This window comes from Porphyromonas bobii (assembly GCF_943169685.1).
GTDB classification, from domain to species: Bacteria; Bacteroidota; Bacteroidia; order Bacteroidales; family Porphyromonadaceae; genus Porphyromonas; species Porphyromonas pasteri.
The window spans coordinates 90,317-104,984 of the sequence record NZ_CALPBU010000003.1; the positions used below are offsets into that span (position 1 = coordinate 90,317).

A 14,668-nucleotide genomic window follows, 5' to 3' on the forward strand; every position below is an offset into this window, starting at 1 on the left:
ATTATGATGCGGGAAGGAAGGTATCTTCATCCCCTTCTTCGAGACCATCTGGCAACGTACCACTACCAGAGATCAGGATGCTTTGCCCTAAGGCAACACCATAAACTTCGGCCCAAGGGGCCTCATACGGGGCACGAGCCCCACTGGTTTCAATCTGTTTCATAGATTAAAATTAGAATACCCATCTCCCTTGAAACTACAGTGCAACTCTTCATAAAGGAGACTATCTGAAATACGGAAGAACCTCCATTCCGAGGTAGTATACCCCGCAATTGGAGTAGCAAATGTAGGGGAAAAGATAAAACATGCAAACAGGCAGACCTTAGCAGATAGGTGCCAATCACCCCTCAAACCACTGATCAACAAGAGATTTACCCATAGTAAAATAATTTAGAAAGACGGCCGTTATTACGACGACTTGGGGGCTTTCGCATCAAAATCAGAAGAGCATATCAAGGCAGCGTCTACCGATTATTGGGTAAGCTTAGCCGCACCTTAGAGCACCTTAGCCACCCTTCTTGATACCATACGCGCAATGCGCAAGCTCCCAATTAATAGTGCCCCAGGCACGTCCAGCTCCCCGATATGCCCCTCCGAAGTGATACACAAGCCCTTCGCTTTATCACGCGTATTCCTCTTATCCAGCGGATGGAAAAGCATTGTTCTCGTGAAGAAAAAAGCACCTTCCCATAGTGGTTTTTCTCTGTCTATGTACGTAGCCTTAAAGACCAGATACGTAAATCCAAATATCCACATACGTAGATATTAGAGCCACGTACGTAGTCCAAACTTATCTGCCACTCGCCCACAAGTTTTATCCCTACGCGGAGCAACAACCTAATAGAGGTCACTTCACACCGAAAGCTATATAGGAATCGAGCCAAAGCTATATAGCTTTCTTCGCCATCCTAATAGCTCTACCCACGTACTCATATAACAATATGAGACCATTGATACGATTAGCCTACGGAGATCCCAGCGTATTTCATGCTACTAGGAGATAGAAAATCACCAGTCCACAACCAAACGGCAGAGAAGAAGGATCGCTATAAAAGTGGTACTTTTGCGCTGGCTAAGCCCTTGTGAATGGGCGAAGCTCCCCAAGACTTCAGTACTTTATAATGCAAGCTTTCAATTCGTGGCTACACGATGTCTTCATCGCCCCCTCGGTGCTGGAGACCCTTGTATGGCTCACCCTCGTCTCTGCCGTAGGCATCCTGCTCGGCAAGCTGCGCGTGGGTAAGATATCTCTCGGCATCACCTTTGTATTCTTCGTCGGGATCCTCTCCGCTCACTTCGGCGTGCGAGTCGACCCCGAGATGAATAGCTTTGCCCAGACCCTTGGCTTGGCACTCTTCGTCTACGCCCTCGGTGTTGAGGTGGGGCCGTCCTTCTTCCCTTCGCTCAAGAGTCAGGGTGTACTATATAATACGTTAGGCCTTATGGTCATCGGCCTCGGCCTCACCGTCGTGGTCGCCCTACATTATATATGCGGTATCTCGATGCCAAACATGCTCGGGATCATGGCTGGTGCTGTAACGAATACACCGATGCTCGCAGCCGTACAGAGCACGATGCAGGACGCCCTCGGCTCTGCCGGTGCCCGCCAAGTCGCTGACCTTGCGCTCGGCTGCGCCCTCACCTACCCTCTCGGTGTCGTCGGGATGATCCTCGCCATACTGACCCTCAATATCCTTGATCCGAAGCGCCACAAGCGCAATGAGCAGGACAACTCCCGCAATACTTATATCACCGAGCTGGAGCTCACGAACGAAGCTCTCTTCGGTAAGACCATCCTCGAAGCCGTACGCCTCGAGGAGAAGCACTTCATCATCTCGCGCATCTGGCGTGGTGATACGCTGATCATCCCCTCCTCACAGACGGTACTCCACGAGGGTGACCACCTCTTGGTCTTGGTACACCCTGAGGACGTCGAGGAGATGGAGCAGTTCTTCGGTCGCCGTGCTGAGAGCCGCGACTGGAACCGCCCCGACATCGACTGGGACGCTATCGACTCCCAGCTCGTCAGCAAGCGTATCATCATCACAAACTCCAAGGTCAATGGCGCTAAGCTCGGTGCCCTACGCCTGCGCAATCAGTACGGGATCAACATCACGCGTATCGACCGTGCTGGTATCGAGATCCTCGCTACGCCCGACCTACACCTGCAGCTTGGTGACCGCCTCTCGGTGGTAGGTGAAGCGCAGGAGATCGAGCGTGCCTCGAAGTTCCTCGGGGACTCAATCAATGTCCTCGACAAGCCGAAGCTCTTCAGCTTCTTCTTCGGCCTCGCCGTAGGCTGTATCCTCGGCTCGATCCCCTTAGCTATCCCTGGACTGAGCATGCCGATCAAGCTCGGGCTCGCTGGGGGGCCTATCATCGTGGGTATCCTGATGGGGGCCTTCGGTGCACGCCTACGCATCGCGACCTATATGAGTAATAGTGCCACGCAGCTCATCAAGCAGCTCGGCATCATCATCTATCTCGCTGGACTGGGTCTGGCCAGTGGTGAGCACTTCTTCGAGATGATCATCCACGGAGATGGCCTGCTCTGGATTGGCTTGGGCTTCCTCATCACCTACCTCCCGACGATGGCTGTCGGGCTTCTCTCGCTCTTCGGCTATAAGAAGACGCATGCCGAGACTGTCGGGATGCTCTGTGGCGTGATGGCGAACTCCATGGCGCTGGACTATGCGATGTCCATCAACGAGTCACGCTCCAGCTCCGTAGCCTATGCTATCGTCTATCCCGTGGGGATGTTCGTACGTATCATATCTGCTCAGATCCTCCTGAGCTTCTTCCTCTAACTTCGACTATATGCCTCAGCAAGACGGACTCATCGTCCTCTCGGGAGGGATGGACAGCGTCACCCTCCTCTACGAATATCAGGCGAATATCGCGCTGGCCATATCCTTCGACTACGGGTCTAAGCACAACGCACAGGAGATCCCCTACGCTCGCCTGCACTGTGAGCGCCTTGGTATCGAGCACCTAACGATCCCTCTCGGCTTCATGGGACAGTACTTCCGAAGCGCTCTTCTTCAGGGTGGCGGTGAGATCCCCAAGGGGAGCTACGACGAGGAGAATATGGCTGCGACAGTCGTACCCTTCCGCAATGGCATCATGCTCTCCATCGCTGCTGGTCTCGCTGAGAGCCGAGGCCTAAAGCGCGTATATATCGCCAATCACTTCGGTGACCACGCTATCTATCCCGACTGCCGTGCCTCCTTCATCCGCCCGATGCACGAGGCTATCGCCGCTGGCACAAGCAATGGCGTCGAGGTCATAGCCCCCTATACCGATATAAGTAAGGGTGAGATCGCTCGCCATGGCAAGGCACTCGGCATCAACTACGCCGAGACCTGGAGCTGCTACGAAGGCGGAGATGTGCAGTGTGGCCAGTGTGGCACCTGCATCGAGCGCCGTGAGGCTATGCTCGAGGCTGGCATCGAAGACCCCACCACCTACAAAGACTAATCACAAAGAACTCCTATCCGAATGAAGTTCATCTCCTGGAATGTCAACGGCCTGCGTGCCGTCTTCACCAAGGGTTTTCCCGATATCATCAAAGAATTAGATGCTGACTTCGTCTGCCTACAAGAGACGAAGATGCAGGCGGGTCAGCTTGATGCCGATCTGCCCGGCTACATTAGCTACTGGAACTATGCCGTGAAGAAAGGCTATTCTGGTACCGCTATCTATACCCGTCATGAGCCTCTCAGCGTCAGCTACGGCATCGGCATCGAGGAGCACGACCAAGAGGGTCGCGTCATCACCCTCGAGTATCCCGACTTCTACCTCGTCACGGTCTACACACCGAATTCGCAGGACGACCTCCGTCGCCTCGACTACCGCATGACCTGGGAAGACGCCTTCCGCTCGTACCTCAAGGGGCTGGATGCGAAGAAGCCCGTCATCATCTGCGGCGACCTCAATGTAGCGCACAAGGAGATTGACCTGAAGAACCCCAAGTCCAACCGCCGCAATGCAGGCTTCACTGACGAAGAGCGCGGCAAGCTGCAGGAGCTTTTGGATGCAGGCTTCATCGACACCTTCCGCTACTTCTATCCCGACCAAGCGGACATCTACTCGTGGTGGTCGTACCGCTTCAAGGCCCGTGAGCGCAACTCAGGTTGGCGTATCGACTACTTCGTCGCCTCCGAGCGCCTCGCTCCCCGCCTGCAGGGTGCCGCCATCCATACGGAGATCTACGGCTCTGACCACTGCCCCGTAGAGCTCATCCTCGACTAATCTACCCAGAGATCGATCCACTATCACCTATGATCCTTTGTATAGAGACCTCCACGACGAAGTGCAGCGCCGCCCTCGGTCGTGGTAAAGAAATACTCGCTTCACGCGAAGCTGAGTCCCCCGAAGGTGGGCACGCCGCAGCCCTTGCCCCCATGGTCGACGAGCTGCTCGAGGCACTCCGTAGTCACGAAGGGGCTACCCTCTCGGCTATCGCTGTGAGTGCAGGCCCTGGTAGCTACACGGGACTGCGTATCGGGGCTTCGCTTGCCAAGGGCCTCTGCCTCGGCTATAGCGTCCCCCTCATCGCTATTGACACGCTGGAGCTGCTGGCGCATCAAGCACAGTGCGCACTCCCCGAGGGTCGTACCGCTACGCTCTTCCCTCTGCTGGATGCCCGACGAATGGAGGTCTATGCCGCAGAGTTCACCCACACGGGAGAGCGCAAGCAAGATGACTTCGCTGCGATCCTCTCCCCCGAAGCACCTATCTTCGGCGCTGCTCCAGACCCTATACTCATCGGTAATGGCGCGACAAAGGCCCGTGATCTGTGGCCAGAGCACAGCTATGAAGTATGGGACGAAGGCTTTGCCCCCACAGCGAAGGCCATGGTCGCCCTTGCCACGGCAGCCTTCGAGCGTGAAGACTTTGTCGACACAGCCTACTGGACGCCCAACTACCTCAAGGACTACGTCGCCGTCATCGCGAAGAACAAGGTCCTCAACCGCTAAGCACTTATGCCCCAACTCCCCCCGACCAATCAAGTCATCCTCACGGGTGAGCTCACCGAAGAGCCGAGCGTGCACTATCTGGCACCCGACTTCCCTGAGGTGCGCCTGCGCCTCAAGACCGAGGAGGAAGTCACGGGGCGCGAAGGTGGTCGTCCCTACCTCCAGCGACTCTATCATCGCATCATCGCGCGCGGTCAAGCAGGGATAGCGCTGGAGCATCTGCACACTGGAGCACTCATCTCCATCGCTGGTCGTATCGAGTACGTACGTGAGACCGACCGCGAAGGGCGAGTAAGCACCAGCACAGAGATCGTGGCGCTCAGGGTACGCATCCATCAGACGGCTCCCGCCACCGACCACCAGGGAGGAGCAAAACCAACCGCCCCCTCTTTCGATGCCCAGCGCTACAAGCCCGCCGAAGATGAGGATCCGCTGAGCTAACCACCCCAAAGACACAGCAAGAGGCACACCAAGGTATAGGTCAAATGACCAGCCTTGGTGTGCCTCTATTATATAGGTAGATCAGAGCGCCTGAAGGGGAGTGATGCCCTCCTCAAACAAACGAGTTTGATACACAAATTATCGCCTTCATAAATCTCTACCATAGAGCTACTTCCCAGACACTACAAGAGCGAGCAAAATGAACCAGTACTGGTCGGCGATCTGACCAGTACTGGTTGCGACCGGGACTAGTACTGGTCACCTATACGAAGCAGTACTGGTCACTTCGTCGACCAGTACTGGTTGCCTTACCTACTCCTTTTGGGTCAGTTCTCCTCCTACCCCAAAGCACTCCGCACCCACACCTCGGAGGTAGGACGTCCCTTCCCTTTTCCGATGTCTATCCCTCCCTAATAGGTGGACCGAATTCCCTAAATCAAAACCAGACAACGCACTCATTTCCTTAAATTATATAGGATATAAGTAGCTATTGAAAAGGAATACAACGTATTATCTTTTTATTTACATTTGCTCTTGTACCTCACCCCAGCCCTATTCTTTATATAAAGGGAGTGAGATGCACTGAAGCACTAACCTACCAATGTCTCTACAGATTATGGGAACCCAGCTACGTAACCTCATCGTGAGTCTGATGCTACTCATCGGCTCCGTGACGGCCGTTTGTGCCCAGACGATCCTTGTCCAAGGGAAGGTACTTGACTCCAGAGGTACGCCTCTGCCGAAGGTATCTGTCACGGTCAAGCTCGATAACTCCACGCACACGACGACCGACAAGGAAGGGAAGTTCTCCCTCCAAGTCCCGGAGAAATCCGTCCTCGTCTTCACCCTCACGGGCAAGAAGACCACCGAAGCCCCTGCTACAACTACCCCCCTCGAGATTACCCTCGAGGATGGTGAAGAGCAGCAGAAGGGCTCTACGGTGACGACTATGCGTCAGACGACCTCTATCCAGACCAAGTACTATCCGCTCTGGGTCATCGATGGTGTCGTCTATAAGCAAGACAGCACGTTCAACACCGCCGACCTCGCCTCCACCGACGCCAAGCGCCTCATCGCCGCGGCTCTCCCTGGGCTCTCCGAGCGCGATATCGAGAGCTTCACTGTCATCACCGATGCCTCGGCAACGGCCCTCTATGGGAACCAAGCTACCGGTGGTGTGATCTCCGTGCGCACCCGCCATGCAGGCCAAGGCATCAACCGCTTCACCTATACCTCACAGCTTACCTACCGCTTCATCCCCTCCTACCGCGAGTTTAACATCCTCAACTCGCAGGACCAGATGTCGGTACTCAAGGAGCTTGAGGGTGGTGGTAGCCTCTCTCCCGAGACCGTGCTCTACCAGACGCGCTACGGGGTCTACGGGCTGATGTACGACAACGCGATCAAGTATAAGAATAAGGAGTACCTACAAGACAACACCCTCGAGGGCCGCACCCGCTACCTACAAGAAGCTGAGATGCGCAATACCGACTGGTTCAAGGAGCTCTTCCAGCACAGCATCCGTCATCAGCACACGGTCTCGCTGGCATCTGGCGGACAGGTATCGAACTTCTACGCCTCACTCGGTGCTACCATTGACCCAGGGTGGGCTAAGGTACAGTCGGAGAACACCTACTTCTTCAACCTCAACGCCACCTTCAAGCCACACAAGTACTGGACCTTCGGGACGATCGTCAATGCATCCTACACCCGCGACCATGATGGTGGAGACTTCACACCCCTCTCGGTAGCACAGACGCTCTCCCGTACGATGGATCCCACGCAGTACTACCTCTACGAGTTCGCTCCCTACAACATCAAGGAGGAGATGAACCAGAACTACCGCGATGTCGATGCTGTGAACGTCCGTCTGCAGGCCTCGATAGCCTACCGCCCCTCGACGAAGTTCAACGCTTCGCTCCTCGGCTCGATCCAGTACTACAATGACCTGACGGAATTCATCCGCACAGAGAAATCCAACGCCTCTGAGCGCTTCCGTGCGATGAACAAGCGTCTTATCCGCGACCGCAATAGCTACCTCTACAAGCCTGCCGATGACGTCTATGCCGTACCACGGGTTGTCATGCCTCATGGAGGCTACCGCACCATCCAGGAGTATGCTTCACGCCGCTTCGACCTACAGGCCCGTGCTACCTATACCGACACCTTCGCTGAGGGCAAGCATGCTCTGACGCTCGTCGGGGGTACAGACCTCTACGACTACCTCGAGCGTAATGGCTGGCACAATGAGTATGGGGTGAACTTCGAGATCGGTCAGCTGAGCACCTTCGACCCTATGCTCTTCCACTGGCTCCATGATCGTCGCAACAACTACTACTCGCGCTCGACGACGATCTATCGTAATGTCTCCTTCCTCGGGAACCTCTCGTATAGCTACCTCGGTCGCTATACCCTCGATGGCTCCTTCCGCTACGAAGGGACGAACCGCTTCGGGAAGTCTCGTCTGGTACGCTGGATCCCCACTTGGAACGTAGCCCTCGGCTGGGACGTCTCAAGCGAATCCTTCTTCCCCAGCCTCAGCCCCCTCTCCTCACTCTCCACGCGTCTCTCCTACGGGATGACTGGGACACTCCCCTCCGTCTACAACTCCTACCAGCGCATCAAGGGCTACCTACCTTTCCGCCCAGGCGACCACAGCTCCCCCTCGCTCTATATCAGTGAGCCCGCTAACCACGACCTCACCTATGAGAAGATGTATGAGCTGAACTGGAACCTCAACTTCGGACTCCTGAAGGATCGCATCGGCGTATCGCTCAGCCTCTTCTCGCGTCAGGGTCGTGACCTCGTAGACATCTCCTACAATCAGGGTACGGGGGGCTTCTTCAAGCCCTACGGCAATGTGGCCTCCATGGAAGCTAAGGGTGTCGAGCTCTCGCTGACGACGCAGAACGTCAAGACGCAGAACTTCTCTTGGACGACGTCCTTCTCCTACGCTCGCAATACGAATAAGGTGACGAAGCTCCTCTCGCAGTCAGACGTCTCCACGCTGGTAAGCTCCTCAAGTGGTGCTGCCCGCGAAGGCTATCCTCTGGCATCGGTCTTCTCTATCCCCTTCTACAAGCTGTCAAGCGAAGGCTTCCCCCTCTTCTACAACAGCAAGGGACAGATCGAGCGTGACCACATCAACTTCAGTGCTACGGAGGATCTTGACTACCTCAAGTACTCGGGTACGCTCACACCTACCGACCAAGGGGGGCTCAACAATAGCTTCCGCATCGGCAACTTCACGCTGAGCGCCTATATCCTCTACTCCTTCGGTAGTATCAAGCGCCTGCCAGCTGAGTTCAGCACCACCTACTACGACTACGAGGTCCTCGGGCATGAGTTCAACCGCCGCTGGAAGGCCCCTGGTGATGAAGAGCACACCAACGTCCCCTCCATCCCCACGGCAGACCAGCGTAACCGCTACCCCAATCTCTCGCAGGCCTACACGACCTACGACTACTCCGACGTACGTATCGCTCGCTGCGACTACATCCAGCTGCGTGACGTATCACTCGGCTACTCCATCCCCAAGAGCCTCCTCACGAAGAGCTTCCTCTCCTCTGTCGATCTGAAGCTGCAGGCCTCCAACCTCTTCCTCATCTACTCAGATAAGAAGCTCAACGGTGCGCTCCCCTACGCCTATACTCCACACTCGCTCATCTTCACCTGTACGGTGGGTATGTAGTCATCGAAATACTTAGAAGCTATGAAGCCAATCACGATTCTAAGCCTTGGTGTCACGCTCGTCCTGTCGATGACATCATGCAACAAGTTCCTCGATGAGAACCCCTACTCCTCGCTCGTCGAGCCCGACAATGCGAGCAAGATAGAGAAGCTCCTTGGTAGCGCTTACTCGACCTCTTCGATTGCGTACCTCACGGAGCTCTCCTCTGACAACATCCAGGATGACGGGGTGAATAACCCTTACACGAATCAGTTCTGTGAGAAAGCCGCCTACTGGGAAACCATCGTAAACTCTGACGGGCTCTATGATGCGCCCTACCTCATCTGGCAGAATACCTATAACTCCATAGCGCATGCCAACGAAGCGCTGGAGGATATAGAGGCTCTCGGGGGGGATAAAGAGGAGCTACAGGGTATCAAGGGGGAGGCTCTCTTGGCTCGTGCCTATGGACACTTCTGTCTGGCCAACCTCTTCTGCCTGCCCTACGACCCCTCGTCCAGCTCCACGGATCCTGGCATTCCCTACATCAAGAAGCGCGTAGTCAACCTCCAGCCCAACTACCCTCGCGGTACGATGGCGGAGACCTATGAGCAGATCGCTGCTGACCTTGAGGCTGGGATTCCACTTCTGGAGAAGTATTCGAACTATACGGACAAGGAGAAGAAGTTCCACTTCACCGCAGCCTCTGCCCATGCCTTCGCCGCACGCTTCTTCCTCTACTATCAGAAGTGGGCGGAGGCGATAGCACATGCAGACAAGGTGCTGGGCTCCGATCCCAAGCTCGTCCTACGCAACTGGAAGGCCTTCTACAGCATCCCTCGTACCGATGCCTCCTTCGCACTGGCCTACTACGACATCAGCAACCCTGCGAACCTGCTTACCGTCCCCACCTACAGCTACTACCCATGGCTCGTGACGGGTGGGACGGCCTACTACAATACGCGCTTCACGCAGTCGCAGGAGCTGACGCTCACCGAGACCCTCTTCGCAAAGAACATCTGGGGTACTAAGGATCCCTATTGGTTCCAGCCCTTCATCTATACCGAGGGAAATATCAACAAGACGGTCCAGCCTAAGCTCCCCACCTTCCCCAGTAATAGCATCCAGACAATAGAGACACCCTTCACCACCGACGAGACGCTGCTGGTACGTGCCGAAGCTAAGCTCCATCTGGGTAGCAGTCACTACGCCTCTGCTATCGAGGATATGAACCTCTGGACTACGAACTACCTCAACGACGGGGAGAACAACTCACGCCAGAAGACCTTCACCCAACAGGAGATCGTCGCCTTCTACTCTGCTCTCCCCATCGACTCCGAAGGGAAGGCCTCGATCCGCAAGGCGTTCAATGCGCACTTCACCATCGCTTCGGATGAGGAGAATGCCCTCCTGCAGCACCTCCTGCAGTGCCGCCGCATCCTCACCATGCACGAAGGTCTGCGCTGGCAGGATATCAAGCGCTTCGGTATCCCCATCTACCGCCGCCTCAATAATGGCTACCGCTACATCGTCCAGGACAAGCTCCCTGGTCGCGATCCTCGCCACGCCATCCAGCTTCCCAGCCAGGCGACGAAGGGCGCTATCACTCCCAATCCGACTACCAACTAATTGACTACGCGCTATGAAGAAGCTATTTCTCCCCCTTGCAGCCCTCGTACTCACAGGGCTCACGGGTTGCGACGCTGATATAGACTATGTACAACCCAGTCGGCAGGTCGTCGCGAGCACGACAGTCAGTAGCTTGCCTCGCCTCGACCGCTATATCCAGCAGGCCTTCGCGAAGAAGTACAATGTCGATATCGCCTACCGCTACGATGACAAGGTCACAGACCGCCGCTATCTCCTCGCTCCAGTCAAGGAAGAGAAGGCGCTGGAGTACCTCAACCTCATCGAGTATATGTTCTTCCAGGTCTACGAAGCCTCTACTCCCGAGGGCTATCTACAGACCCACACAATCAAGTATCTGAACCTCTTCGGTTCCTCAGGCTACGCCATCGACCGCCGTATGGCTGGTGCAGCTCCACAGGGGATGATCTGGATCTACAACATCAATGAGCTGAATACGCAGTACACGGGTACTGTGCGTGCGGACTACATCAGCGTACTCTTCCACGAATCGGCTCACACGCTTCACGAAGAGCGAGCCTACCCACCTGAGTTCGACAAGCTCTCCGCACTCGAGTATCAGAAGCAGGATGCCTTCAGCTACTGGTGGCGTACGGGGCAGAATGCGAGCTATGCCGGCTTCGTCAGTGACTACGCCAGCACCGATGCTGACGAAGACTTCGCCGAACTCTTCGCCTACTACATCCTCGACAGCGACAGCGAGTGGGCAGACCGTCTCAAGGGTGCCGAAGGCAAGAACCGCTCCGACGCCAAGTATACCGGTCGAGAGATCATCGAGAAGAAGGTGGCTATCATGAAGGAGTACCTCCGCTCCGAGTACTCTGCCGACCTCGACAAGATACGTGCCGAGGCCCAGAAGCGCCTCCCTCTGGTCGCATCAATGGACTTCACCAAATATCCTAACGGCTACTAACTATGCGCTACTACCATATCTTGGCCTTAGGCCTCTTCACGCTCTTCACATCCTGCCGGATGTACGAGGACATGCCCAGTGGTGATAACTACGTCTCGACAGCTATCGCCAAGGACACCCAGAGCCTACGTCAGCTCCTACGCTCCAGTGAGCATGGCTGGATGCTGACGCTCGTCCCGGGAAAGGGACAATACGGTGGGCTCAACCTCAGCCTCAAGTTCACCTCCGACAACGAGGTCACGATCTTCTCCGAAGAGTCGCAGACTCCTGCTACCTCCAGCTACCACTTCTCTCAGAATGGTGGGGTACGCTTGACCTTCGACACCTTCAATGATGCTCTGCACCAGTATTCCAATCCTCAGTGGGGGATCCCTGTAGCTTACGATGGCGACTTCGACTTCACGGTCCTACGTGTCAGCGAAGATGGGCGGACGATCACCCTACGCGGTGGACATACGCAGGGAGAGATGCAGCTGACGCGCGTCGATGAGAATCCTAATAGCTACTTCACCAAGATCACCGAGAGCCAGCAGGCTCTGAAGGGTAAGGCACTTGCTCCCCTTCAGCTCGGAGGCAAGGAGGTCGCTGTATCGATCTTCGGCTTTGCACGCCAGCTCTGGGTACGCTATGACAATGAGCAGAAGCTGCTACCCTTCGCCTTCACTGACAAGGGGCTACGCCTGCTGACGCCCTTCACCATCGGCTCAGATACCCTCCGTACACTGGAGCTCAATGCTGATAAGACGGCCGTCACGACACAGGACGGCAAGCAGACCTCCAGCCTCTACACAGGGACGTATGACCTCTCGGAGCAGTACACCATCCTCTCCTATGCGAGCTCGGCGACGGCAGGTACTGATGCACTGAACCTCTTCACGCAGGTGCAGGAGACGCAGCAGGGTGACGTATATCCTGGTAGCTTCGGCACGGACGTGTACTTCGGTCGCACGAGTGCCATGATGCCGAAGATCTCGCTCTTCTTCCAGATCACCTACTGGCTGGATAAGAGTTGGGGGAGCTACTACATGGACTTCACGTCGATCTACGGACAGCCCTCGCAGTTCCACACGACGCGCATCATCCAGAAGGATATCTCTTGGCTCTTCGGTCACCGCGCCTTCGACTGGTATCTACAGTCTGTCACAAGCCACTCGCCCTACTCCATCGAGCCGATCTCGGGTGATGCAGACCATGTACGCATCAGCTCGGTAGCCTCACCCTCGACCTACTGGATGCAAGCAAGTGTCCCCACGCCCCACTACTAATCAGTAGAGACGCATTCACATAAAAAGCCGAGGCGGTGCCCCACGCATGGGGCACCGCCTCAGTGCTTTTTAGAGAGTCAGGAAAGGACTACTTGAAGGGCACGACCTTGTAGATCGATGCTTTATTCTCAAGAAGCTCTTTGACTCCCTTCTCTATATCTTCTGCAGTACCATATGTATCTTCGGGATCAAAATCCTTACAGCCAGCGAGGAAGTCATCGAAGTAAGCATTCCAGTCTGCATACTTGGCCTGTGCCAGAGGTACGAGCGAAGAGATGTAAGCATCGACTTCTTCGCGAGTCGTGTAGCCAGCACGCAGACCTGCCCATGCGATATAGACGCCACGCCCCCAGTCCCAAGCCTTGTACTCCCTGTCTGAAGATTTGAGGGTATCCAGCAGTTCTTTAAGGCCTACGCTATCGGTGACACCCCAATCTTTACGCAGCATCGTGACAACAGAGTCGACACTTTGACCTTTATATGGGTTGATAAAGTATTCCTTATAGCCTTCAAGCTGGCTGAGAGCTTCACTCTTGAGCTGCGCATCAAAAGCATCTACACCATCGTGATCACTATAGAAGTATACACCGCCCAGCAGCGTGGGACGCAGTGCATCGTAATCAGCCGTGTTGTCAACGCATGAAGCGAGGGCACAGACTGCGGCTACAGCCAAGAGGGCTACCCTGAAGAAATTCTTGAGCATATGCAAAATAGTATAAGTGTTGTTTTGTCTATCTTGACTATTGAAATAGTTCTATACGAAGGAACAAAATTAATACTAACGACGGCACTTAGATATTTCTCTTCTCTGAAGGGCAGGCTTGAGGGCGAAACCTATGCATACCATAGAGTTCTATCCCTTGTAATCAAGGAGACGCTCAGCATCGGCCTGCTCCCTACTCGAATTAGTAGAGATGCATTCACATAAAAAGCTGAGGCGGTGCCCCATATGTGGGGCACCGCCTCGGTGCTTTTAGAGCGACAGGAAAGGACTACTTGAAGGGCACGACCTTGTAGATCGAAGCTTCATTGTCGAGAAGATCCTTAACAACCTCCTCCATTTCTGCTGCGCCACCGGATTCATCCTGGGGATCCCATGCCTTACGACCAGCAAGGAAGTCATTGAAGTAAGCATTCCAGTCTGCATACTTAGCCTGAGCCAGAGGGACCAAAGATGCATTGTAAGCATCGACTTCTTCGCGAGTAATGAAGCCTGCACGCAGACCTGCCCATGCGATATAGACGCCACGAGCCCAGTCCCAAGCCTTGTGCTCACCTTCGCCAGACTTCAGCTTTTCGAGCTGTTCCTTGAGGCCAGCACCATCAGTGATATCCCAAGCAGTGCTCAGTATCAAGGTAGTGACACTGATATCGTCGTCTTCAAAAGGATTGGTGAAGAACTCCTTATAGCCTCCAAGCTTGCTGAGAGCTTGACTCTTGATCTGCGCATCGACATTATCGACACCACCAAAAGCAGCATAGTAGTACACACCACCCAGCAGCGTGGGACGCAGTGCATCGTAATCAGCCGTTTTGTCACCGCATGAAGCGAGACCACAGACAGCGGCTACAGCCAGGAGGGCCGCCTTGAAGAAATTCTTGAGCATATGCAAAATGGTATAAGTGTTGTTCCGGCTATCTCCACCTTGGAAATAGCTCTATACAAAGGAACGAAATTAACACCAATAACGAGGCCTCATAGATAACATTTCCTAACGCCATCGTATGGAAGGAAAGTAGGAGAGGCACAATA

Annotated in this window: 12 protein-coding genes; 9 read left to right on the forward strand and 3 right to left on the reverse strand. The window is 54.9% G+C overall.

Translation table 11 applies throughout. The features are described from left to right. Window position 1 precedes the first annotated feature (1 nt). Window positions 2-163, reverse strand: a complete 162-nt coding sequence (locus tag KO088_RS04185; protein WP_215493703.1) for a hypothetical protein — start codon at window positions 161-163, stop codon at window positions 2-4. A 958-nt stretch (window positions 164-1,121) separates the two neighbouring features. Here KO088_RS04185 and KO088_RS04190 point away from each other — a divergent pair. The 9 genes from KO088_RS04190 to KO088_RS04230 all read left to right on the forward strand — a co-directional run bounded on the left by KO088_RS04190 (window position 1,122) and on the right by KO088_RS04230 (window position 12,915). Next, window positions 1,122-2,807, forward strand: coding sequence for a putative transporter (locus tag KO088_RS04190; protein ID WP_215493704.1), 1,686 nt, complete (start codon window positions 1,122-1,124; stop codon window positions 2,805-2,807). A gap of 10 nt (window positions 2,808-2,817) precedes the next feature. Next, window positions 2,818-3,477 carry a 7-cyano-7-deazaguanine synthase QueC gene (gene queC, locus KO088_RS04195; RefSeq protein ID WP_215493705.1) on the forward strand — a complete coding sequence of 220 codons (660 nt, stop codon included), beginning with the start codon at window positions 2,818-2,820 and terminating at the stop codon, window positions 3,475-3,477. 21 nt (window positions 3,478-3,498) lie between these two features. Then, the gene (locus KO088_RS04200; RefSeq protein WP_215493706.1) at window positions 3,499-4,251 is read left to right on the forward strand and encodes an exodeoxyribonuclease III; all 753 of its coding nucleotides are present in this window, start codon (window positions 3,499-3,501) and stop codon (window positions 4,249-4,251) included. A gap of 29 nt (window positions 4,252-4,280) precedes the next feature. Further along, window positions 4,281-4,979 (forward strand): tRNA (adenosine(37)-N6)-threonylcarbamoyltransferase complex dimerization subunit type 1 TsaB, encoded by a 699-nt coding sequence (gene tsaB / locus KO088_RS04205; RefSeq protein ID WP_215493707.1) that lies wholly within the window; start codon window positions 4,281-4,283, stop codon window positions 4,977-4,979. A 6-nt stretch (window positions 4,980-4,985) separates the two neighbouring features. After that, window positions 4,986-5,420, forward strand: a complete 435-nt coding sequence (locus tag KO088_RS04210; protein ID WP_188807631.1) for a single-stranded DNA-binding protein — start codon at window positions 4,986-4,988, stop codon at window positions 5,418-5,420. 616 nt (window positions 5,421-6,036) lie between these two features. Next, window positions 6,037-9,111: a carboxypeptidase-like regulatory domain-containing protein gene (locus KO088_RS04215; protein WP_251419798.1), complete on the forward strand. Its 3,075-nt coding sequence runs from the start codon at window positions 6,037-6,039 to the stop codon at window positions 9,109-9,111. A gap of 21 nt (window positions 9,112-9,132) precedes the next feature. Continuing rightward, window positions 9,133-10,719: a RagB/SusD family nutrient uptake outer membrane protein gene (locus KO088_RS04220; RefSeq protein ID WP_215493709.1), complete on the forward strand. Its 1,587-nt coding sequence runs from the start codon at window positions 9,133-9,135 to the stop codon at window positions 10,717-10,719. 13 nt (window positions 10,720-10,732) lie between these two features. Next, window positions 10,733-11,650 (forward strand): substrate import-associated zinc metallohydrolase lipoprotein, encoded by a 918-nt coding sequence (locus KO088_RS04225; RefSeq protein WP_044114582.1) that lies wholly within the window; start codon window positions 10,733-10,735, stop codon window positions 11,648-11,650. Between the two features lie 2 nt (window positions 11,651-11,652). Then, on the forward strand, window positions 11,653-12,915 hold the full coding sequence (locus tag KO088_RS04230) for a DUF4302 domain-containing protein (protein WP_215493710.1): 1,263 nt from the start codon (window positions 11,653-11,655) through the stop codon (window positions 12,913-12,915). Between the two features lie 88 nt (window positions 12,916-13,003). Here the strand turns inward: KO088_RS04230 and KO088_RS04235 are convergent, their stop codons facing one another. After that, a complete protein-coding gene (locus tag KO088_RS04235; protein WP_251419800.1) occupies window positions 13,004-13,618 on the reverse strand; it encodes a DUF1266 domain-containing protein in 615 nt (204 codons plus the stop codon). 289 nt (window positions 13,619-13,907) lie between these two features. Further along, complete coding sequence (locus KO088_RS04240) at window positions 13,908-14,522, reverse strand: DUF1266 domain-containing protein (RefSeq protein ID WP_251419802.1); 615 nt, start codon at window positions 14,520-14,522, stop codon at window positions 13,908-13,910. Between the last annotated feature and the right edge of the window lie 146 nt (window positions 14,523-14,668).

Coding starts and splice junctions, on each gene's coding strand:
- KO088_RS04210 (WP_188807631.1), top strand. CDS start 4,986: ATGCCCCAACTCCCCCCGACCAATCAAGTCATCCTCACGGGTGAGCTC.
- KO088_RS04200 (WP_215493706.1), top strand. CDS start 3,499: ATGAAGTTCATCTCCTGGAATGTCAACGGCCTGCGTGCCGTCTTCACC.
- KO088_RS04225 (WP_044114582.1), top strand. CDS start 10,733: ATGAAGAAGCTATTTCTCCCCCTTGCAGCCCTCGTACTCACAGGGCTC.
- KO088_RS04230 (WP_215493710.1), top strand. CDS start 11,653: ATGCGCTACTACCATATCTTGGCCTTAGGCCTCTTCACGCTCTTCACA.
- KO088_RS04215 (WP_251419798.1), top strand. CDS start 6,037: ATGGGAACCCAGCTACGTAACCTCATCGTGAGTCTGATGCTACTCATC.
- tsaB (WP_215493707.1), top strand. CDS start 4,281: ATGATCCTTTGTATAGAGACCTCCACGACGAAGTGCAGCGCCGCCCTC.
- queC (WP_215493705.1), top strand. CDS start 2,818: ATGCCTCAGCAAGACGGACTCATCGTCCTCTCGGGAGGGATGGACAGC.
- KO088_RS04185 (WP_215493703.1), bottom strand. CDS start 163: ATGAAACAGATTGAAACCAGTGGGGCTCGTGCCCCGTATGAGGCCCCT.
- KO088_RS04220 (WP_215493709.1), top strand. CDS start 9,133: ATGAAGCCAATCACGATTCTAAGCCTTGGTGTCACGCTCGTCCTGTCG.
- KO088_RS04240 (WP_251419802.1), bottom strand. CDS start 14,522: ATGCTCAAGAATTTCTTCAAGGCGGCCCTCCTGGCTGTAGCCGCTGTC.
- KO088_RS04190 (WP_215493704.1), top strand. CDS start 1,122: ATGCAAGCTTTCAATTCGTGGCTACACGATGTCTTCATCGCCCCCTCG.
- KO088_RS04235 (WP_251419800.1), bottom strand. CDS start 13,618: ATGCTCAAGAATTTCTTCAGGGTAGCCCTCTTGGCTGTAGCCGCAGTC.